Here is an 18863-nt window from a genome sequence, read left to right on the forward strand (position 1 = left end):
GCCCATCCCTACACGCGCGCCCTGCTCGCCTCCCGGCCCTCGGTCGCCGACGCCTCCGCGGAACTCCGCTCGATCCCCGGAAGGCCGCTGTCCGGTTTCGAGGCGCCCGACGGGTGCGCCTTCAGCGCCCGATGTCCCCACGTGCAGGACCTGTGCCGCAGCGAACGGCCGCGACCGGCCGCCGTCGGCGACGCCTCGGCGGCCTGCCACTTCCCCCGCACGCTCTCGCCCGAGGAGGCCGGCGGCCATGCTTGAGACACGCAACCTCCGCAAGCAGTTCGGCGACTTCGTCGCCGTGGACGACGTGACGTTCTCACTCCCGGAGCAGGGCTCCCTCGCGATCGTCGGCGAGTCCGGATCCGGCAAGACGACCACCGCCCGCATGATCGCCGGACTCGAGACACCGAGCGGCGGACACGTCCTCGTGGCGGGCGAGCGGCGCCGGGCCGGGCGGCCGCGGTCACGCGAACGCCGCGCCCGCGGCCGGCAGATCCAGATGGTGTTCCAGGACCCCTACTCGTCCCTCGACCGGCGCCAACGCGTCGGCGACGCCGTCGCCGAGGCGGCCGCGCTGCACCGGCACCTCCCGGCGGAACGGCTCCGCGCCCGCGTCGCCGAACTGCTCGACCTGGTGGGGCTGGACGACCGGCAGGCACGTTCCCTGCCCAGGGCCCTCTCCGGGGGCCAGCGCCAACGCGTCGCCATCGCCCGCGCCCTGGCCGCCGAACCACGGGTGCTGATCCTGGACGAGGCCATCGCGGCCCTGGACGTGTCCATCCAGGCACAGATCCTGGCCCTGCTCACCCGCATCCGGGCGGACACCGGCACCGCCCTGCTGTTCATCACGCACGACCTCGGCGCCGTCCGCCACATCAGCGACGACGTCCTGGTGATGCAGGCGGGCAGGGTCGTCGAGCACGGCCCGGTCGCCACCGTCCTCGGCCGTCCTCAGGACCCCTACACCCAGCGCCTCATCGCCTCGATCCCCAAGCCGGGCTGGACGCCGCGGAGAAGGGCGGACAGAGCCCTCGACTGACGGCCCGCACGCCTCGCGGCCCGCGGCGCGGGTGCGGCTGTCCCGACGAGGGAACGGGGCAGCCGACCTCGACCGGGCAGCGCGAGGCACGGACGGCGAGGCCCCGAGCAGCACACGCTGCTCGGGGCCTCGCCGTCTTCTCGATCCCGTCCCGCGACCCCGACCGGGCCGCGCCCGGAAGGCAGGGGGCATCGGCCGGGACGGCCGCGCGGCACGATGCCCCCCCCGCGACGTCAGTCGATACCGGTGAACGACCTGGTCCGGGCCGCTGTGCCCGGCGCGCGTTCAGCCGGCGTCCGAGGTCCTGAGGGCTGTCCCGTCATCCCCGGCGGGCGCACGACGCCGGCTACGACGCCTCGCCGCGTTGTCGGATCGCCCGAATACGACCGGTATGAGGACGACCCTCCGCCTTGCGATGCACCGCATCCGACGCCGTGCGCCGACCCACCGCGGATGGCGGGACAGCCCTCAGGCGACTGCCCGCCCAGCCGAGGAGGAAGCCCACCGGAACGGTGACCAGCGCGATGTTCTGGAGCGGGAACCAGTGGAAGTCGTGCTCCGGGAGGAGCGCGAAGGGACGCCCTGACACCGTCGGGCCGAAGAGCTGCAGGAGGAGGCAGCACGCCAGGGAGCCGTAGAGCGTCCACAGCATCCCGCGCCGGGTGAAGCGCTGCCAGAAGAGCGTGTAGACCAGTGCGGGAAGGATGACGGAGGCGGCCACGGCGGCGGCGAAGGACGCCAGGAAGACGATGCTCCACGAGTGCAGCAGCAGGGACAGGAGCACGCTCGCCACCCCGACGGCCACGACCGCCCAACGGGCCACCGCCGTCTCCTGCTTGTCCGTCACGGCCCCCTTGCGCAGGGCCCGGGCGTAGACGTCGTGCGACAGCGACGCCGCGGTGGCGAGGGCGAGTCCGGCCACCGTGGCCAGGGCCGTGACGAAGACCGCGCAGGCGGCCACCGTGAACAGGACCTCGCCCGCGCCCGCCCCGTCCAGGGCCCGGGCCAGCAGGAACAGCGCGGAGTTGCCCCGGGGGTCGTCGGCGACGATCGTCTGCGCGCCCACGACCGCGGCCGTGGCGATGCCGAGCAGCACCACCGCGCCGTGGAAGAGCGTGATCATGACCACCGCGCGGCTCGTCGCGCGGCGGGCGGTCCGGCCGTCGCGGGTGGATCCGATCCGCAGGAGGATCGGGGGCACCACCGCCGAGCCGAGCGAGACGGTCAGACACAGCGACAGAAGGTCGACCGTGCCCGTCACGGTGTCCCCGAACAGCAGGCCGGGGGCGTGGAAGACCTCCGCCCCGCCGCTCCCGAGGGCGGCTGCCGTCAGCATCCCGCCGAAGTCCCCGTCGAAGCGGCCGACGGCCACGACGGTCAGGGCGATCACCACGCCGAAGAGCAGCAGTGCCTTGCCGGCCTGGATCGCGCTGGTGCCCCGCATGCCGCCGAAGGCGGCGAAGGAGATGATCAGCAGCCCGATGAGCGCCGTGCAGACCTCCGCGGTCCCCGCCACGTCGAGGCCGAGGACGTAGGCGGTGACGTTTCCCGCGACCGTCAGCTGCACGACGATCAGGGGCACACAGACGACCAGCGTGAGCACTGCGCCCGCGATCCGTGGCGCCGTGCCCGCCGCCCGGGTCCGAAGGACCGACCCGAGCGTGAAGCGCCCCGTGTCGCGCAGGGGTTCGGCCAGGACCAGCAGGACGAGCAGGGCGGCACACGCGCTGACGGCCAGCATCATGCTGTCGTAGCCGCTCAGTGCCACCGTGCCGATGGGGCTCAGCAGGGCGGTCACCGGAATGTGGTCGCCGATCAGGGCGAGCGCGCTGCGCGGCGCCGGCAGGGACCGTTCGGCGACGTAGAAGTCGGCGGAGGTGTCGCTGTCCATGCCCGTGACGAGGCACAGCAGGAAGCAGAGGCAGACGACGGCCAGGAACAGGGTCAACGGGGTGATCAGGCCGGACCCGCCGGAGGCGAGGACACGGAACTCGTTCATCGCCGCTCCCCGCCGCCGTGCACGGCGGCGTGCTGCTCGGCGACGTGCGGGTCGTCGCACCGGTCACGGCACGCCCGGTCGTACCACAGGGCGGAGATCAGCATCGTGGCCGTCTGGAGGCTCAGCAGGAGCATGCCGAGCGTGTAGGCGCCTGCCACGGGGGTCGCGACACGGCCGGCCAGCGTGTACGTGAGCAGGACGACGAGGGCGGTCGCCGCGGCGTTGACCGTCACCAGGCGGCGTCTGAGGCGTCCTGAGGCGCCGCGTGGCCGGCCGTGGGCCGGATGCTCGGCGACGACGACTCTCGGGGAGCCGTGCGGCGCGGGGTCGAACAGGGGCATCGTGGGACTCCCGGGGAAGTGGGCGTGAGGCGGAAGGGAGACGGCGTGCTCCGGTGGTCGTGGGGACCGGTGGAGCACGCCGTCGACGGGCTGGGGGAGGGAGCGGTCAGCCGGAGCGCGCCCAGGAGAGGGTCGGCCGGGTCCGGGTGGCCCGGGCCTCGATCGCCGTGGCGACGTGGAGCAGCAGGTCCTCCTGGAAACGGCCGCCGATCAGCTGCACGCCGGAGGGCAGTCCGTCGCGCAGACCGGTGGGCACGGAGACGGCGGGGAAACCGAGCACGGGGACCGCCTGCATCGGCCACTGCGCGGCGAGGAGTTCGCGCACCCGGGCGTCGCCGGCGAGGTCGGCGTCCTGCTCGAACGGCGGCTCGGCGCAGACCGGCGTCAGTACGATCCGGTCCCGGCCCAGGAACCGCTGGAGGCGGCTGACGAGGGTGCCGCGGCGGGCGTAGCCGCGGATGTAGTCGGTGAGGGTGGGCTGTTCGCCCCAGATCTCCGCGGCGGCGGCGAACGAGGCGGCGAGCGAGACGCGCACGGTGTCGTCGCCGAACCGCTCGATCTCGGACATCATCGTCTTCAGCTCCTGGTAGAGCAGCAGCGACCACAGCCGGGCGGCCTCGCCGAGGAGGGGAAGCTCGACCTCCTCCACCTCGTGGCCGGCCTCGCGGAGCCACCGCGCCGCGTCGTCGACGGCGGCGTCGACGGCAGGGTGCGGCTTGGCTCCTCCGGCGTCACGGACGACCGCGACCCTGACCCGGCCGGGCTCGCCCAGCGGCGGGCGCACCGGGAGGCCCACGGGGTCGTTCAGGTCGGGGCTCACCATGGCGTGCAGGCCGAGCCGGACGTCGTCGACGGTCCAGCCCAGGGCCCCGTGGACGGCCATGGTCTGGAAGGACAGCGGGCTGTCGAACTCCTCCGCGCCGCYCGGCTCGACACCGGAGACGAGCCCCATGGTGGGACGCAGGCCGACGGCGCCGCAGCAGTAGGCCGGGAAGCGGACGGAACCGCCGATGTCGTTGCCCTGCGCGATCGGGGTCATGCCGGCGGCGACCGACGCTGCGGCGCCTCCCGAGGAGCCGCCCGGTGTGTGGCCGGGGTTCCACGGGTTGAGCGTCCTGCCGTGCAGGTCGTTGCCGGTGAACCACCGCACGGCGAACGCAGGGCTGTTGCTCCGGCCCAGCAGGGTCGCCCCCGCGTCGCGCAGGCCGGCGATACAGACCGCGTCGTCCTGGGCGACGGCGCCGGCCCAGGCCGCGACGCCGTGCGAGCTGGCGTATCCGCGCTGCGAAGTGTTGATCTTGGTGGACACCGGGACGCCGAGCAGCGGGGGCAGGTCCCCGCCCGCGGCGACCGTGGCGTCGGCGGCGGCGGCCTGGGCCAGGACCTCCTCCGGCCGGACGTCCACGAGGGCGTTCAGCGCCGGGTTGGTCTCCTCGACGCGCGCGAGGAACGCCTGGGCGACCTCGGTCGCCGAGAACGTCTTCGCGCGGATGCCGGCGGCCAGTTCGGCGGCCGAGTGGTCCCACAACGGCGTGCCGCCGGTGGTGTCGGTCATCGTCGTCTCCTGGTTCGAAGGGGTGGCGGTCACTGGGTTCGAAGGGGTGGCGGTCACTTGTCGGTCCCGCCGAGGTGGGCGGCCCAGGGCATGCCCATGTACGCGAAGGAGGCCGGCGCGCCGCTGATGCGCTTGTTCATGAACATCCGCTCGTGCGTGGTGGCCAGGAACACCGCGGGGGTGTCCGGGGTGAACAGGGCCTGGGCCTCGGCGTAGGCCCTGGCCGATGCCGCGGGGTCGGAGGAGGTACGGGCCAGGTCGAGGAGCCGGGTCACCTCGGGGTTGTCGTAGCCCGTCCAGTTGAAGATGCCACGGGGGGTGACGCTCTCGGCCACGTACGACGACGGGTCGGGCATCGTGACGTAGCCGAAGGTGAGGATGAGGTCGAGGCCCTTGCGGACCGAGGGGTCGTAGAAGAGCGACGACATCTCGGTGGGCTGGAGCTGCTTGATCTCGATGTCGACGCCGATCTTCTTGGCCGCGGCCTGGACGAAGGTGAGGGCCTGCAGTCCGCGCTGGTCTCCGGCGGGGATGGCGGCCACCAGCGGACGCGACACCGGGCGGGCCTGTGCGACCAGCCTCTTCGCCTTCTCGGCGTCCGGCTCGGGGACGTCGGGCAGTGCCGCGTACGCCGCGTCGAACTGGGCGGCGGCCTTGTCGCCGCGCCAGGTCAGGGGCGGGACGAGCGACTTCAGGGGAGTGGCGGCGCCGCCGAAGACGTTCTTGATCAGCGCGTCGCGGTCGATGACCAGGGACAGGGCGTCCAGGAGCCTGCGGTCGGCGGCCGGAGACGCGGCGTGGGCGGGGATCAGCAGCACGTTCTGTGTCGACGGGCCGAGGTGCACCGTGCCGTTGTCGGTCTTGCCGAGCGCCGTGGCGGCGGCGGGCGGCAGCTCGTAGGTGCCGTCCACCTCGCCGGACAGCAGCGCGCTGGTCAGCGTGTTGCTGTTGGTGATGAACCGGAACTCGACCTGCTTGGCCTTCGGCTTCAGCCGGGTGTCCCAGTAGCGGTCGTTGCGTTCCAGGGTGATGCCGCCGCCCGACTTCCAGGAGCCCAGGCGGAACGGTCCCGTACACATCAGGCCGCCCTTGGCGGTTCCGTAGGCGGGGCCCGCCTTCTCGACGTACGCCTTGCGGTTGACCGCGCCGAACGACGTGGACAGTGCCTTGGGAAGCGTCTGGTCGTACCCCTTGGTCCGCAGGGTCACCTGGTGGGAGCCGGTTGCCTCGATCGAGGTGACGGCGGTCAGGTAGTTGCCGTAGAGGGCCTGCGTCCTCGGGTCCCGCTGCCGCTCCAGGCTGTGGATCACGTCCTCGGGGGTCATGGGCGAGCCGTCCCAGAACGTGACGTCCGGGCGAAGGTCGAGCACCAGGGCCCGGTCGCTGGTCCAGGTGACCTTCCGGGCGAGGCCGGGGCTCAGGGAGAAGTCCGCGTTCATCCGGGTCAGGGTGTCGCAGAGGTTGGCTTCGACGGTCTGGGGGGAGTAGTCGCCGATCCTGGCGGGGTCCAGGGTCGTCGGTTCGCCGTAGGGCAGGGCCCAGGCCACCCGGTCCACCTCCGAGCCTCCGGGCGCCGTGGTGGTGGTGAGGCGTCCGGACGCGGGGGGTGCGCCGTCCCCGGTCGACGAGGCGCTGCAGGCTGTGGCGGCCAGCAGCCCCACGCTCGTGAGAACCGTCAGCACCGATTTCTTCGCAGCCATGGCTGATGCTCCTTGCCGAGAGGAGTGAGAGGGAGGGGACGCTCGACATGGGGGGTGTGAGAACGCCGACGAGCCGTCGTAAACGAACGTCATATAACGTTGTTGCATGTCACGCTTGCATCTGGTGAGCTAGGACGTCAAGAGCAAGACGTGACCATCTCGCGGATCGGCTTCCGTCCCGTCGGAGTCGGCCCGGGGCCGGAATCCCCCTGGTCGGCGGTGACGTCTCGCGGCCACGCGGCTGACGCCGTCCCGCCCGTGTTCCGGGTGGCCGGCGGCCCGTCCCCGCCTGTACGGCGCGGGCGGACCACCCGCCGCGCGGTCGCGCCGCCCCCTTTCGAAGAAGCGGAGAACCACCATGTCCTTCACTCCCGCCCTCGACTTCGCGTTCGAGATCCGGGCCGAAGTGTCCGGCACGCTGCACATCGGCAACGGCGACGGAGAGGTCACCGAGTTCACCCCCATCACCGGGGGCAGCGTGGACGGGCCCCGGCTGCGCGGGACGGTCCTTCCCGGCGGAGGCGACTGGAGCAGCACGCGCGGCGAGGTGTGCGAGCTGGAGGCCCGCTACCTGCTCCGGGCCGAGGACGGTGCCGTGATCGACATCGTCAACCGCGGCTACTACCGGCCCAAGGCCGACACCCCGGACCAGTTCGACGGGGAGGTCCAGGTCTCCGAGGCCGGGCACTACTACCGCACCTCGCCGGTCTTCCGTACGGACGCGCCGGCCCACCGCTGGCTCGCCGAGACCGTCTTCGTCGGACTCGCCCGCCCGGACGGCGACGACGCCGTCGTGATCCGCATGTACGCGCTCAAGTAGCGGCCCGGGTCGTGGCCCGCGCCCACCGCGCGGGCCGCGGCGCGCCCGTCAGGGGCGTGGCGGGGCGACCCTCAGGACAGCGACCGCCACGTCCTCACCAGGGCTTCCCGCAGGGCGCCGACCTCCTCGGCGCTCAGGTCGGCGACCATGCGTTCCTCGAGACGGCGGGCCGGTTCGGCGTACTCGGCGAGCAGTCGCCGCCCCGGGGCGGTGAGCAGGACGAGGCGCTCGCGGCGGTTGGCCGGATTCGGCTCGCGGTGGATCAGGTCACGGCTCTCCAGTGCGCGGATCATGTCGGCCATCGACTGGGCGGTGACGAAGGAGTCGCGGGCGAGCTGTGCGGCGGAGATGCCGTCGTGCCGCTCCAGCACCGTCAGGGCGGTGTACTGCAGCGCCGTGATCCCGGCTGGCTTCAGCAGCTCCTCGAGACGGGCGCGCACCGCCAGCTCCGTCCGCTTGATCAGGTAGAGCAGCGAGGTGCTCACGTTCGTCCTCCCGTGGTGGTGGTCGGCGCGGGCGGCTCGCGAAGTCCCCCGTGGTCGGCGCCACCGGGCCGGCGACGCCTCCTCACGATAGGGCATTGACAGGAATCCTGTTGATTATCCAAACTGACGTTCATCAGGAATCCTGTCGATCCCGGTTCGGTCCGGCGCTTTCGGCATTCCTCCTCCATCCCTCACGAGAGGCACCCCTCATGGATCTTCAGGGCAAGGTCGCCGTCGTCACCGGCAGCGGCCGCGGTCTCGGGCTGGCCTACGCGCGGGCCCTGGCCGCCGCGGGCGCCGCCGTCGTCGTCAACGACGTCGACAAGGACACGGTCGACGCCGCCGTCGCCTCCCTCACCTCCGAGGGAGGCCGGGCGACCGGCGTCGTCGCGGCCGTCGGCGACAGCGAGGCGGCCCAGCGGCTCGTCGACGCGGCGGTGGAGGCGTTCGGGCGCCTGGACGTGCTCGTTACCAACGCCGGCATCCTGCGCGACCGCGTCCTGTGGAAGATGACCGACGACGACTTCGACGACGTCGTCCGCGTCCACCTCCGCGGCACCTTCACCTGCGCCCGCGCGGCCGCCGTCCGCATGCGCGAACAGGGCACCGGAGGCCGGCTCGTCCTCATCTCCTCGCCCGCCGGCCAGCGCGGCAACTTCGGCCAGACCAACTACGCCGCCGCCAAGGCCGGCATCGTCGCCATGGCCCGTACCTGGGCCCTGGAGCTCGGCCGCGCCGGCATCACCGTCAACGCGGTCGTCCCTGTCGCCGCCACCGAGATGACCAGGACCATCCCGGCGTTCGCCCCGGTCATCGACGAGTCCGAGCGCACCGGCGAGCCGCTGCCGGCCTGGCTGCGCAAGGACGAGGGCCTCGGCACCGTCGAGGACGTCGCCGGCCTGATCACCTTCCTGGCCTCGGACGCCTCCGACGGCGTGACCGGACAGGCCATCGGCATCGGCGGCGACCGGCTGGCCCTCTGGGCGCACCCGAAGGAGAAGGCGGTCGCGTTCGCCGCCGGCGGCTGGAGCGCCGACGCCATCGCCACCGAGTGGCCGGCCGGCGTCGGCGCCGCGCCCGAGACCTACGGCATCCCCGCGCCCCAGGCCCCGGAGGCGTGAGATGACCGACCGCCCCCACGCGCCCGCGCTCGACCTCGACGCGCTGACCGCCATCGACATGCACACCCACGCCGAGGTCTCCAAGGACGGCCACGGGGCCCTGAGCCCGGAGCTGTTCGGCGCCTCCGAGGCGTACTTCAAGGCCCACGGCCACCGGCAGCCGACCATCGACGAGATGGCCGACCACTACCGGGAGCGCCGCATGGCGGCGGTCGTCTTCACCGTCGACGCCGAACACGCCACCGGCCACCCGCGGATCCCCAACGAGGAGATCGCCGAGAGCTGCGCCGCCCACGCCGACGTCCTGATCCCGTTCGCCGGCGTCGACCCGCACAAGGGCCGCGCGGGGGTGCGCGAGGCGCGGCGCCTGGTGGGGGAGTACGGGGTGCGCGGCTTCAAGTTCCACCCCAGCATCCAGGCCTTCTCGCCGAACGACCGGCTCGCCTACCCGCTGTACGAGGCCATCGAGGAACTCGGCGTACCCGCCCTGTTCCACACGGGCCAGACCGGCATCGGCGCCGGCGTCCCCGGCGGAGGCGGCATCCGGCTGAAGTACTCGAACCCGATGCTGGTCGACGACGTCGCCGTCGACTTCCCCGAGCTTCGGATCATCCTCGCCCACCCCTCCTTCCCCTGGCAGGACGAGGCGCTGGCGGTGGCCACCCACAAGCCGCACGTGTACATCGACCTGTCCGGCTGGTCCCCGAAGTACTTCCCGCCGCAGCTCGTGCGCTACGCGAACACGCTGCTGAAGGACAAGGTCCTGTTCGGCTCCGACTACCCGGTCATCACCCCCGACCGGTGGCTCGCCGACTTCGAGCAGCTCGACATCAAGCCCGAGGTCCGGCCGAAGATCCTCAAGGAGAACGCCGCCCGTCTGCTCGGCCTGTCCACCGACTGAAGGAGCCGCTCGTGTTGAACCAAGGCATCGGCTCCTGGCCGGCCCGCCGGGCCCGCAGGACGCCCGACCGGATCGCCGTCGTCCACGAGGACCGCACCCTGACCTACCGTGCACTCCACGGGCGGGTCCAGCGCCTCGCCCACGGCCTGCGGGCCCTGGGCGTGACGAGCGGCGACCGGATCGCCTACCTGGGGCCCAACCACCCGGCCTTCCTGGAGACGCTGTTCGCCGCCGGAACGCTCGGCGCGGTCTTCGTCCCGCTCAACACCCGCCTCGCCGCACCGGAACTGGCCCACAACCTCGCCGACTCCGGCAGCACCGTCCTCGTCCACGCACCCGAGCAGGCGGAGGCGGCACGCGCCGCGGCGGCCGAGGCGGGAGTGTCCCACCGGATCACGCTCGCCGCCCCCGACGACGGCGCACTCGGTTACGAGGACCTCCTCGCCGGCGCCGGAACCGGCCCGCTGGACGAGCCCGTGGCACAGGACGACCCCTGCATGATCATGTACACCTCCGGGACCACGGGCCGCCCCAAGGGAGCCGTCCTCTCCCACGCCAACATCACCTGGAACAGCGTCAACGTCCTCGTCGACACCGACCTCAGCGCGGACGAGGTCACCCTGGTCGTGGCCCCCCTGTTCCACACCGCCGGCCTCAACATGACCTGCCTGCCCACCCTCCTCAAGGGCGGCCGGGTGGTCCTGCTCGCGGCCTTCGACGCGGACCGCGTCCTCGACACCATCGAACACCGCGCCGTCACCTACATGTTCGGCGTCCCCACGATGTACGACGCGATGGCCGCCCGGCCCCGCTGGGCGAGCGCGGACCTCTCCAGCCTGCGCACCCTCAACTGCGGCGGCGCACCGGTCCCGGCCCGCACCATCGCCGCGTACCTCGACCGCGGACTCGCCTTCAGCCAGGGGTACGGCATGACCGAGGCGTCACCCGGTGTCCTCTTCCTCGACCGGGAGCAGGCCGCGGCCAAGGCCGGCTCGGCCGGAGTACCCCACTTCTTCACCGACACCCGGCTCGTCCTGCCCGACGGCAGCGACACCGCACCCGGCGAACGCGGCGAGGTCCTCGTCCAGGGCCCCCACGTCATGACGGGCTACTGGGGCCGGCCCGAGGACACCGCGGCCGCCTTCACGGACGGGGACTGGCTGCGCACCGGCGACATCGCCCGGACCGACGCCGACGGCTACGCCTACATCGTCGACCGGGTCAAGGACATGTTCGTCTCCGGCGGCGAGAACGTCTATCCGGCCGAGGTCGAGGACGCGCTCCTCGGCCACCCCGCCGTCGCCGAATGCGCGGTCATCGGCATCCCCGACCCGCTCTGGGGCGAGGTCGGCCGCGCCGTCGTCGTCCTCGAGCCCGGCACCCGCGCGGCCGAGGAGGACATCCTCGGCCACCTGCACGGACGCCTCGCCAAGTACAAGATCCCCAAGTCCGTCGTCCTCGCGGACGGCCTGCCGCGCACCGCCTCCGGGAAGATCGTCAAGCCCGCCGTGCGCGACACCTACGGGCTCGGTCCCGCCGATCGCCCCCACCCGTGACAGACCGCAGCGCTCCCGAAGGCCGGGCCCACCCTCGCCTTCGCCATCGAAAGGACCCTCCATGCCCACCATCGCCAACGGCCTCGACGAACTCAAGGCCCTCAGCGGAGCCGACCTCGGCCGCACCGAATGGCTCGAGATCACTCAGGACCGGGTGAACACCTTCGCCGACGCCACCGACGACCACCAGTGGATCCACACGGACCCGAAGAAGGCCGAGGACGGGCCGTTCGGCGGCCCCATCGCCCACGGCTACCTGACGCTCTCCCTCGTCATCCCGCTCTTCGGTGAGCTGCTCGGCATCACCGGCACCAGGATGAGCGTCAACTACGGCCTGGACAAGGTCCGTTTCCCCAGCCCCGTCCCCGTCGGCGCGAAGCTCCGCCTGCACGGCGTCGTCGGCGCCGTGGAGGAGGTCAAGGGCAACGGCGTGCAGATGCCACTGACGTTCACGGTCGAGGTCGAGGGCAGCGAGAAGCCGGCCTGCGTCGCCGAGGCGGTCTACCGCCACTACGCCTGACCGGGGCGGGCCGGACCTGGCCGGGCAGGGCCTGGCCGGGCAGGGCCTGGCCGGGCTGGACCGGGCCGGACACCGGCGCCGTGCGGCGGACCGGCGGACCGCCGTCCGGGCACGCCGTGCCCCCGCGCGGCGCGCCGCCGGTCACGGCGTGGGCGGTACTCGCCCACGCTGCCAGTCGGCGGCGCCTCCTGCGCCGAGGACCCCTGCCGACCGTTCGAGCGCGGTCGTGTCGACGTCCGCCAGGGCACGGCGGGCGACGCGGGCGACGACGAACGGGAAGAGGGGGCGCAGGGGTTGCATGAGCCGGAGCCAGGGAGGGCAGTAGACGCTGGTCGCGCGTCGCTCGACGCCCCGGCGCAGCCAGCGGGCGACCTGTTCGGCTTCGTGCACCCGCCCGGCGAACCGCGGCTGGTGGGCGCGCAGCGCCAGCAGCACCGGATGCTCGTCGATGTCCTGGGTCATCGCCGTACCGGTCCAGTGCAGGTACGCGATGCCGACGCCGATCCGCCGGGGCGCGACCTCCGCCCGGAGCGACTGGGCGAACGACTCCGCACCTGCCTTCGAGGCGCAGTACGCGCTCATCATCGGTGCCGCGCCGAAGGCCGCGGTGCTGGCGATCTGGAGGAAGTACCCGTGGGTCCGGGCGAGCTGGGGCAGGAAGGCCCGCGCCGTGGTGGCGCTGCCGAGCAGGTTGACGTTCACGACGCGTTCCCACAGGTCCGGATCGGCGGTGGCGAACGGACCCGTCGCGGCGATACCCGCGTTCGCGACGACGACGGAGGCCGGCCCCATCTCGTCCGCCACCTGCTCGGCCACCCGGGTCATGCCCGCCTTGTCGGTGACGTCCACCGCGTAGCAGCGCGCCTCTCCCGGCAGGGTGCGGGCCACCGCGCGCAGGGTCGCGCACTCCCTGCCCAGCAGGGCCACACGCATCCCCTGCCCGGCCAGCTCCCGCGCCAGCGCGGCCCCCACACCCCGCGCCGCGCCCGTCACGACGGCGACCCGGCCGCGCAGTACCCGCTCGTCCATGGCGTCTCCCTTCGGCGGCCGCGGTCTTCAGTCCACCACGGGCCTCCGGGCGACGCCGCTCACGAGACCGCGGGCGGAGCCGGACGACGGCATCGACGGCATCGACGGCGATCATGGAAGGGCACTGCCCGCGGACGCCCGCGGGTGCCCGCGGGTGCCCGCGGACGCCCGCGGATGCCTGCGGGTGCCTGCGGGCAGTCCGGCCGGGCAGGCGTTGATCCCCGCCCCCGAACCGGCTCGCGCTCGCGTCACAACGCGATCACGGCCCGCACCAGGGTGCCCCGGTCGTCACACAGCACGGACCTGTCCACGGCGTACGCGTCGACCAGGTCCAGCCCCCGGCCGAACTCGACATCCATGTCGACCGGCTCACAGCGCGGAGCGGTGCGCTCCCGCCACCGCCCGTGGTCGCGCACCCCGACGGTCACCGAGTGGTCGTCGGCCTCCAACGCCACCACCAGATCGGGGCTGCCGCTGTGCAGGACGGCATTGGTCGCCAGTTCGCTGACGACCACGGCCAGGGCCTCCTCCGCGGCCGAGGACAGGCGGCGGGTGCGCGCCACCACCGTCGTCAGCCGACGCAGGCAGGGCACGGCTCGCGGGCACGCGGGGAGTACGGCCACGGCCAGGACGCATCCGGCACCGGACGTCACCCGCTCGAAGGGCTCCGCTTCCAGCGGCCCGTGCCCCGGGCGCGCCCCACCGCGGCTCGAACACGTCACGTCTCTCACGCGGGACTCCTGCCTGGCAGCCGACTGCGTCGGCGGCGGGCCCGCCGTCCGGCGGACGACGAGGCCTGACAGACTCCACGGTGCCCGCCGACCGGAGCGCGCGGCAATCAGGGCAGACTGAGTACGTATACGCAATCAACGATGAGGCGCGTGAGGACTCGTGACAGCCAACCCGGACCTCCCCCGAACAGCGGGCGACGCCGAGGCCACGCTGCGGAGGCGACTCGAGGCGGCTCTCGCGCAGGACGCACCCGGTCGGCCCCTGCTCCTGCTCGTCGAGGGTGCCGCCGGTACCGGCAAGAGCCGCCTCGTGCGGCGGCTGACGGCGGACCTGCCGGCGACCGTGCACCGTACGACCCTCACGGCCCCGGACGGGCCGCTGCCCCGCACCGCCGGGCCCGCCCTGCTCGTCGCCGAGGACGTCCACCGCGCCCACGCCGCCGACATCGCGGGCCTGGGCCGGCTGTTCGCCGCCCCGCCCTCTCACCTCGCCTGCGTCCTGAGCTACCGCCCCGAGGAGCTCGCCGCACCCGGGCTGGTCCTGGGTCCCGGCACCGAGTTTCCCGCCGCGCTCACCGTCGTACGGCACCGCCTCGCGCCGCTCGACGTGACCGCCGTGCGGGCGATGGCGGAGGCCGTGCTCGGAGCCGACCGCTGCACGGCCGGCCTGGTCGACCGCCTGCACCGCGTCTCCGGCGGTGTCGCGCAGACGCTCGCCGACCTGCTCGACGAACTGGCCGCACGGTCGGCGAAAGCCACGGGGGAGCCGCTTGCCGCCGCGCTCGGCCGCCTGGGCACCCCGCCACGGCTGGAGGCCCTGGTACTGCGTCGCACCGCCGCCATCCCGGAGGAGCACCGGCCGATCGTGGTCGCCGCAGCCGTTCTCGACGAGCCCGCGACGTCCCGCGACCTCGCCGCCGTGGCCGGTCTCACGGGTCGGACCGGTCACGACGCCCTGGTCGCGGCCCTCCGGGCCGCCGTCCTGGAGGAACGCGGCGACGGCCGGTACGGCTTCACCTCACCGCTCGCCGCCGCCGCCGTCCGCACCGCGGCGACGGGGCCCGATCGCGAGGTCCTGCACCGGCGGAGCGGACGCCTGCTCGCGGCGCGCCAGCCCGTCGACTGGGAACGCGTCGCCGCCCATCGTCTCGGCTGCGGCGACGAGCGAGGGTGGCTGCACGCCGTCGAGCGGGCCGCCGAGCGGTTCGAGGAAGCCGGTGAGCAGCAGCGGGCGGTGAGTCTGCTGGAGTCGGCGCTGGCCACGGGCCCCGTCCCGGGGCAGGCCCGGTCCCGGCTCGCCACGCTGCTCGCCCGCTGCGCCGTGGTGGGCCTGCGCTCGGACGAGACACTGAAGGTGCTCCGGCACATCGTGGCCGACTCCGGGCTTCCCGCCGGTGTGCGCGGCGAGATCCGCCTGGACCTCGGACTCCTCCAGTGCAATCAGATGGGACAGGTCATCGAGGGGCGGGCCGAGCTCATCCGCGCGGTGGGCGAGCTGGACGGCAGGCCCGTGCCGCAGGCCCGGGCGATGTCCGCCCTGGCGATGCCCTACGGACCCGGCCCCTCCCTCACCGAGCACGTCGTCTGGATCGAGCGCGCCGTGGCGGTCGCGGAGGAGTCGGGCGACCCGGTCGTGCAGACCGCCGTCGCGGCGAACCGCGTGAGCGTCCTGCTCAACACGGGCGATCCGGCCGCGTGGGAGCTCGTCGAGCGCCTGCCTCGGGACAGCAGGCTCGTCGGCTGCCGCCAGCAGACGGCCCGCGGCCTGTGCAACGCCGCGGACGCGGCGGTCTGGCTCGGCCACTACGAGAAGTCGCGGGCGCTGCTGGCCGAAGGCGTCGTCCTGGCCGCTCGCAGCGGTGCCGCCTACGCCGAACGGACCGGTCGCGGCTGCACCCTCGTCCTCGACTGGGCGACCGGAGCGTGGGCCGGCCTCGCCGACCGGGCCAGGGCCTTCGCCGACGAGGCCGGCGACATGCCCTACCTCGCCTCCGACGCCCGGATGGTCCTCGGACTGCTGGCCCTCTCCCGAGGAGAGTGGGCCGACACGGTCACCCACCTGACCGGTCCCGAGGCCGCGGACCTCGACACCGGCCCCGTGCCGGTCTCGGCGACCGTGTCCGGTGCGCTGATCAGACTGGCCCTCGCCCACGACGACCTGGCCGGCGCCGCCACCGAGGCCACCGCCGCCTGGAAGCGACTGCGGAGCAAGGGGATCTGGTCCTGGGCCGCGGAACTCGCGCCCTGGGCGGTGGAGGCCACCCTGCGAGCGGGGGAGGAGGCCACCGCCGCCGCGATGACCGACGAGTTCGCCGCAGGACTGGAAGGCCGGGACGCGCCGTCCGCGGAGGCCGCCCTCGCATGGACCCGGGGCATCCTGGCCGAGCGGACGGGGAGGACGGCCGAGGCCGCGGACTTCTACGGGACCGCCGCCGCCGCCTACCGCGTACTGCCCCGGCCCTACCACCAGGCGCTCACCTCAGCGGCCGTGGCCCGCTGCCGCCTCGCCCTCGAGGACGACGGCGGCACCGTCGTCGCCGAGCTCACCCGCTGCGCCACCGTCTTCGACACGCTCGGCGCCACCTGGGACGCCGCCCGTATCCGCGCCGATCTGCGCCATCACCAGCCGGCCGCGGAACGCCGGCCGCCCGGCCGCCCCCGTTACGGGGACCTTCTCTCGCCCCGCGAGGCGGAGGTCGCGGAACTGGCGGCCGCCGGCATGTCCAACCGCGAGATCGCCACCACGCTGCACCTCTCCCCGCGCACCGTCGAGCAGCATGTGGCCCGCGCCCTGCAGAAGACCGGTGTGCACTCCCGCCAGCAGCTCGCAGACGCTCTGGAGGCGGCTTCGAGTTGAATAGGTATCCGTAAAGCTCCGCCTCCGGATGCTTCGGTAGCAGATTTCACGCCACGATCGGTGCGGGCAGCGCCGCATTCCACCCCCATGCGGCGCTGCAACGGGGCTCGCCCCGGCATATCGGCAACACACCAGGCGCGCGCCCATCCCCCACGGGCGCGCGCCTGGCCGTTGTCCGGAGGATCCGGTAAGCCATCATCGAGAGCCCTGACTCACCCCACCCATGGCCTGCGCAGCCGGCCCGGAGCGCCGCCAGGCGTCGGCACCATGGCTGAAAACCATCGCATCAGCTCCCGGCGCGCCGGGTGACGCCGGAACGACGGACTGCCGAGCGGTCCCGCCCCCTTCCCCCCTTCCCCTGTCATTAAGTGGTAACGGCTGTTACCATCCCTGGTATGGGGAAGACGCAGCTGGGTGCCAGGGTGGACGCGGACGTGGCGGAGCTCGCTCGGAAGCGCGCCGCCGATCTGGGACTGAGCGTGGGGGACTACCTCGCGCGACTGGTCCAGGACGACGCCAGCGGGTTGCGGGCTCAGGCGGTGGACGCGGCTGCTCGTTTCCTGGCCGAGCACCAGGACGTCTTCGACGAGGCCGAGGACGCCCAGGCGCCGCGTGGGGCGCACGCGGCGTAATGGACCTGAACATCGACGTCCCCTGGATCCTGCAGGTCGCCGAAGCCGCCGGCGCGAACGATCCGGCACCCGACGACTACGGCGTGCCCATCGCGGCGGTCGCCCGCCACCGCGCGGAGTTGTTCGAGCAGCCCGTCTACGAAGGCCCCTACGCCAAGGCCGCGGCCCTGGTGCACACGCTGGGTCGGTGCCGGTGGCTCGAGCGTTCGAACATGGCCGTCGCGGCGGCGACGGGCGTCATGTACCTCGAGGCCGTCGGCATCTCCGTGAAGCCCACCCGCAAGGACGCCGTCGCCCTCAAGGACCTTCTTCTCGACCCGGCATGCACGGCGGGGAACATCGCCTCCCTGCTGCACTCCTGGCCCACGGCCAGCTAGGGCATGTATCGAAAGTGGATCTTGCCCCATGAATGGTCTTCATTCATGGGGCGGGGTGATCTCACTGATGAACAGTGGGCGGTGTTGGAGCCGTTGTTGCCGACGAGGACGAAGACGGGGCGGCCGCGCGTCCGCCCGATCGGGTGCGTGCCGATCAGGCGTACGCCTCCCGCAAGAACCGCGCTTACCTTCGTCGCCGAGGGATCCGCTGCACCATCCCGGACAGGTAGACCAGGCGCGCCACCGCAAACAGCGCGGCTCTCGCGGCGGCCGGCCGCCGAAGTTCGACCCGGTCGACTACCGCGAGCGCCACGCGGTCGAGTGTGGGATCAACCGCCTCAAGAGGTACCGCGCCGTCGCCACGCGATACGACAAGCGAGCGGTCCGCTATGAGGCGACCGTCCTCATAGCGGCCATCGGCGAATGGCTGCGACCAGCACACATCAAGCGCGTCCAAAACCAGCCCGCAGGCATCGAGGTGCTCTCACTCCACGGCAGCATCGAGGAGGATCTGCGCCAGCTCGCGCGGCTGGGAGAACATCGGCCAATGGCCGGTGTCCATCTGGACCAGCCGCCAGCGCTTGCTGTTCAGCAGCTCAGCCACAACTTCGTCGGGCTCGGCGTCGTCAGGCTCGGCCCCCGGCATCACGCACAGGATGTACGTCGCCGGAAGTTCACCGAGCGGCCCCGCCAGCACAGCGGGCTCGGTCAGCGTGGCACCCGGATGAGGCGTCGAGCCACGCACGAGGCGTGCGATCTGCTCATCGGTGAGACCCTCGCCGTCGTAATGAGCAGCTGGCGCGAGCGGCCAAAACCCTCCGCTCTCGGCGATCGACGCCTCCACGGCCGCCCCGCCGTCCGGCCAGGCGGAGACAAACGACTCGCCGTCAGTGGGAACACTTGAGTCGACGAATACCACGCGGGCCAGTCGGTCACCGATCCGCTCCGCGGCCTGACCTACCGGGATGCCCGAGTAGCTGTGACCCACCAGGACTACGTCACGCAGACCCTGGCGTTCTACCTCGGCAACGATGTCCTGGACGTGAGTCGCCTGCCCCGCCGGTACACCCTGCTTGTCAGCGAGACCGGACAGCGTCAACGGATAGACGCCGTGGCCAGCCGCGCGCAGATACGGCACCACCTCGCCCCACGCCCACGCCCCGAGCCGTGCACCTGCGACCAGCACGAAATTCACCATGCCCG

At 72.9% G+C, this 18863-nt stretch carries 18 protein-coding genes and 1 pseudogene; 11 read left to right on the forward strand and 8 right to left on the reverse strand.

Going from position 1 to position 18863, the window contains the following annotated elements; genetic code table 11:
* Both EAO71_RS25730 and EAO71_RS25735 read left to right on the forward strand, forming a co-directional pair.
* On the forward strand, positions 1 to 255 hold a 255-nt coding region (locus EAO71_RS25730; protein WP_410094005.1), incomplete at its 5' end, for an oligopeptide/dipeptide ABC transporter ATP-binding protein.
* Complete coding sequence (locus tag EAO71_RS25735; protein ID WP_147980188.1) at positions 248 to 1036, forward strand: ABC transporter ATP-binding protein; 789 nt, start codon at positions 248 to 250, stop codon at positions 1034 to 1036. The genes EAO71_RS25730 and EAO71_RS25735, both read left to right, overlap by 8 nt.
* Before the next feature lie 346 nt (positions 1037 to 1382).
* Here the strand turns inward: EAO71_RS25735 and EAO71_RS25740 are convergent, their stop codons facing one another.
* The 4 genes from EAO71_RS25740 to EAO71_RS25755 all read right to left on the reverse strand — a co-directional run bounded on the left by EAO71_RS25740 (position 1383) and on the right by EAO71_RS25755 (position 6631).
* A complete protein-coding gene (locus tag EAO71_RS25740) occupies positions 1383 to 3035 on the reverse strand; it encodes a sodium/solute symporter (protein WP_147980189.1) in 1653 nt (550 codons plus the stop codon).
* Complete coding sequence (locus EAO71_RS25745; protein WP_147980190.1) at positions 3032 to 3376, reverse strand: hypothetical protein; 345 nt, start codon at positions 3374 to 3376, stop codon at positions 3032 to 3034. Before EAO71_RS25745 ends, EAO71_RS25740 begins: the two co-directional genes overlap by 4 nt.
* A gap of 106 nt (positions 3377 to 3482) precedes the next feature.
* Positions 3483 to 4931: an amidase gene (locus EAO71_RS25750; protein ID WP_147980191.1), complete on the reverse strand. Its 1449-nt coding sequence runs from the start codon at positions 4929 to 4931 to the stop codon at positions 3483 to 3485.
* Between the two features lie 53 nt (positions 4932 to 4984).
* Positions 4985 to 6631, reverse strand: coding sequence for an ABC transporter substrate-binding protein (locus tag EAO71_RS25755; RefSeq protein ID WP_147980192.1), 1647 nt, complete (start codon positions 6629 to 6631; stop codon positions 4985 to 4987).
* 358 nt (positions 6632 to 6989) lie between these two features.
* On the opposite strand from EAO71_RS25755, the gene EAO71_RS25760 reads away from it, so the two are divergent.
* Positions 6990 to 7451 carry a DUF3237 domain-containing protein gene (locus EAO71_RS25760; RefSeq protein ID WP_147980193.1) on the forward strand — a complete coding sequence of 154 codons (462 nt, stop codon included), beginning with the start codon at positions 6990 to 6992 and terminating at the stop codon, positions 7449 to 7451.
* 71 nt (positions 7452 to 7522) lie between these two features.
* Here EAO71_RS25760 and EAO71_RS25765 read toward each other — a convergent pair whose 3' ends face one another.
* Positions 7523 to 7936 (reverse strand): MarR family winged helix-turn-helix transcriptional regulator, encoded by a 414-nt coding sequence (locus EAO71_RS25765; RefSeq protein ID WP_261992351.1) that lies wholly within the window; start codon positions 7934 to 7936, stop codon positions 7523 to 7525.
* A 209-nt stretch (positions 7937 to 8145) separates the two neighbouring features.
* Here EAO71_RS25765 and EAO71_RS25770 point away from each other — a divergent pair, with 209 nt between their 5' ends.
* The 4 genes from EAO71_RS25770 (at position 8146) to EAO71_RS25785 (ending at position 12034) form a co-directional block, all read left to right on the forward strand.
* A complete protein-coding gene (locus tag EAO71_RS25770; protein ID WP_147980195.1) occupies positions 8146 to 9057 on the forward strand; it encodes an SDR family oxidoreductase in 912 nt (303 codons plus the stop codon).
* 1 nt (position 9058) lies between these two features.
* Complete coding sequence (locus tag EAO71_RS25775; RefSeq protein WP_147980196.1) at positions 9059 to 9958, forward strand: amidohydrolase family protein; 900 nt, start codon at positions 9059 to 9061, stop codon at positions 9956 to 9958.
* Between the two features lie 11 nt (positions 9959 to 9969).
* A complete protein-coding gene (locus EAO71_RS25780) occupies positions 9970 to 11514 on the forward strand; it encodes an acyl-CoA synthetase (protein ID WP_147980197.1) in 1545 nt (514 codons plus the stop codon).
* A 61-nt stretch (positions 11515 to 11575) separates the two neighbouring features.
* Positions 11576 to 12034: a MaoC family dehydratase gene (locus EAO71_RS25785; protein WP_147980198.1), complete on the forward strand. Its 459-nt coding sequence runs from the start codon at positions 11576 to 11578 to the stop codon at positions 12032 to 12034.
* Positions 12035 to 12175: 141 nt separating this feature from the next.
* Here the strand turns inward: EAO71_RS25785 and EAO71_RS25790 are convergent, their stop codons facing one another.
* A complete protein-coding gene (locus tag EAO71_RS25790; RefSeq protein WP_147980199.1) occupies positions 12176 to 13063 on the reverse strand; it encodes an SDR family oxidoreductase in 888 nt (295 codons plus the stop codon).
* Positions 13064 to 13311: 248 nt separating this feature from the next.
* On the reverse strand, positions 13312 to 13794 hold the full coding sequence (locus tag EAO71_RS25795) for an ATP-binding protein (RefSeq protein ID WP_147980200.1): 483 nt from the start codon (positions 13792 to 13794) through the stop codon (positions 13312 to 13314).
* Between the two features lie 160 nt (positions 13795 to 13954).
* On the opposite strand from EAO71_RS25795, the gene EAO71_RS25800 reads away from it, so the two are divergent.
* The 4 genes and pseudogenes from EAO71_RS25800 to EAO71_RS40325 form a co-directional block, all read left to right on the forward strand.
* Complete coding sequence (locus EAO71_RS25800) at positions 13955 to 16651, forward strand: ATP-binding protein (protein WP_261992352.1); 2697 nt, start codon at positions 13955 to 13957, stop codon at positions 16649 to 16651.
* Between the two features lie 395 nt (positions 16652 to 17046).
* A complete protein-coding gene (locus tag EAO71_RS25805; RefSeq protein WP_147980201.1) occupies positions 17047 to 17283 on the forward strand; it encodes a hypothetical protein in 237 nt (78 codons plus the stop codon).
* Positions 17283 to 17660 carry a fic family toxin-antitoxin system, toxin component gene (locus EAO71_RS25810; RefSeq protein ID WP_147980202.1) on the forward strand — a complete coding sequence of 126 codons (378 nt, stop codon included), beginning with the start codon at positions 17283 to 17285 and terminating at the stop codon, positions 17658 to 17660. The genes EAO71_RS25805 and EAO71_RS25810 overlap by 1 nt, the downstream gene beginning before the upstream one ends.
* A gap of 81 nt (positions 17661 to 17741) precedes the next feature.
* Positions 17742 to 18090, forward strand: a pseudogene (locus EAO71_RS40325) (transposase); the annotation flags it as partial.
* A gap of 54 nt (positions 18091 to 18144) precedes the next feature.
* On the opposite strand, the gene EAO71_RS25825 reads toward EAO71_RS40325, so the two are convergent.
* Positions 18145 to 18858: an alpha/beta fold hydrolase gene (locus EAO71_RS25825; protein WP_147980203.1), complete on the reverse strand. Its 714-nt coding sequence runs from the start codon at positions 18856 to 18858 to the stop codon at positions 18145 to 18147.
* Between the last annotated feature and the right edge of the window lie 5 nt (positions 18859 to 18863).

Origin of the sequence: Streptomyces sp. MS191 (assembly GCF_008042125.1) — a bacterium.
Taxonomy (GTDB): Bacteria; Actinomycetota; Actinomycetes; order Streptomycetales; family Streptomycetaceae; genus Streptomyces.

What these genes read in the sequence shown, in the direction of transcription:
- EAO71_RS25740 (WP_147980189.1), bottom strand. Translation starts at nt 3,035, where the DNA reads ATGAACGAGTTCCGTGTCCTCGCCTCCGGCGGGTCCGGCCTGATCACC.
- EAO71_RS25785 (WP_147980198.1), top strand. Translation starts at nt 11,576, where the DNA reads ATGCCCACCATCGCCAACGGCCTCGACGAACTCAAGGCCCTCAGCGGA.
- EAO71_RS25770 (WP_147980195.1), top strand. Translation starts at nt 8,146, where the DNA reads ATGGATCTTCAGGGCAAGGTCGCCGTCGTCACCGGCAGCGGCCGCGGT.
- EAO71_RS25805 (WP_147980201.1), top strand. Translation starts at nt 17,047, where the DNA reads ATGGGGAAGACGCAGCTGGGTGCCAGGGTGGACGCGGACGTGGCGGAG.
- EAO71_RS25775 (WP_147980196.1), top strand. Translation starts at nt 9,059, where the DNA reads ATGACCGACCGCCCCCACGCGCCCGCGCTCGACCTCGACGCGCTGACC.
- EAO71_RS25825 (WP_147980203.1), bottom strand. Translation starts at nt 18,858, where the DNA reads ATGGTGAATTTCGTGCTGGTCGCAGGTGCACGGCTCGGGGCGTGGGCG.
- EAO71_RS25735 (WP_147980188.1), top strand. Translation starts at nt 248, where the DNA reads ATGCTTGAGACACGCAACCTCCGCAAGCAGTTCGGCGACTTCGTCGCC.
- EAO71_RS25755 (WP_147980192.1), bottom strand. Translation starts at nt 6,631, where the DNA reads ATGGCTGCGAAGAAATCGGTGCTGACGGTTCTCACGAGCGTGGGGCTG.
- EAO71_RS25790 (WP_147980199.1), bottom strand. Translation starts at nt 13,063, where the DNA reads ATGGACGAGCGGGTACTGCGCGGCCGGGTCGCCGTCGTGACGGGCGCG.
- EAO71_RS25760 (WP_147980193.1), top strand. Translation starts at nt 6,990, where the DNA reads ATGTCCTTCACTCCCGCCCTCGACTTCGCGTTCGAGATCCGGGCCGAA.
- EAO71_RS25810 (WP_147980202.1), top strand. Translation starts at nt 17,283, where the DNA reads ATGGACCTGAACATCGACGTCCCCTGGATCCTGCAGGTCGCCGAAGCC.
- EAO71_RS25745 (WP_147980190.1), bottom strand. Translation starts at nt 3,376, where the DNA reads ATGCCCCTGTTCGACCCCGCGCCGCACGGCTCCCCGAGAGTCGTCGTC.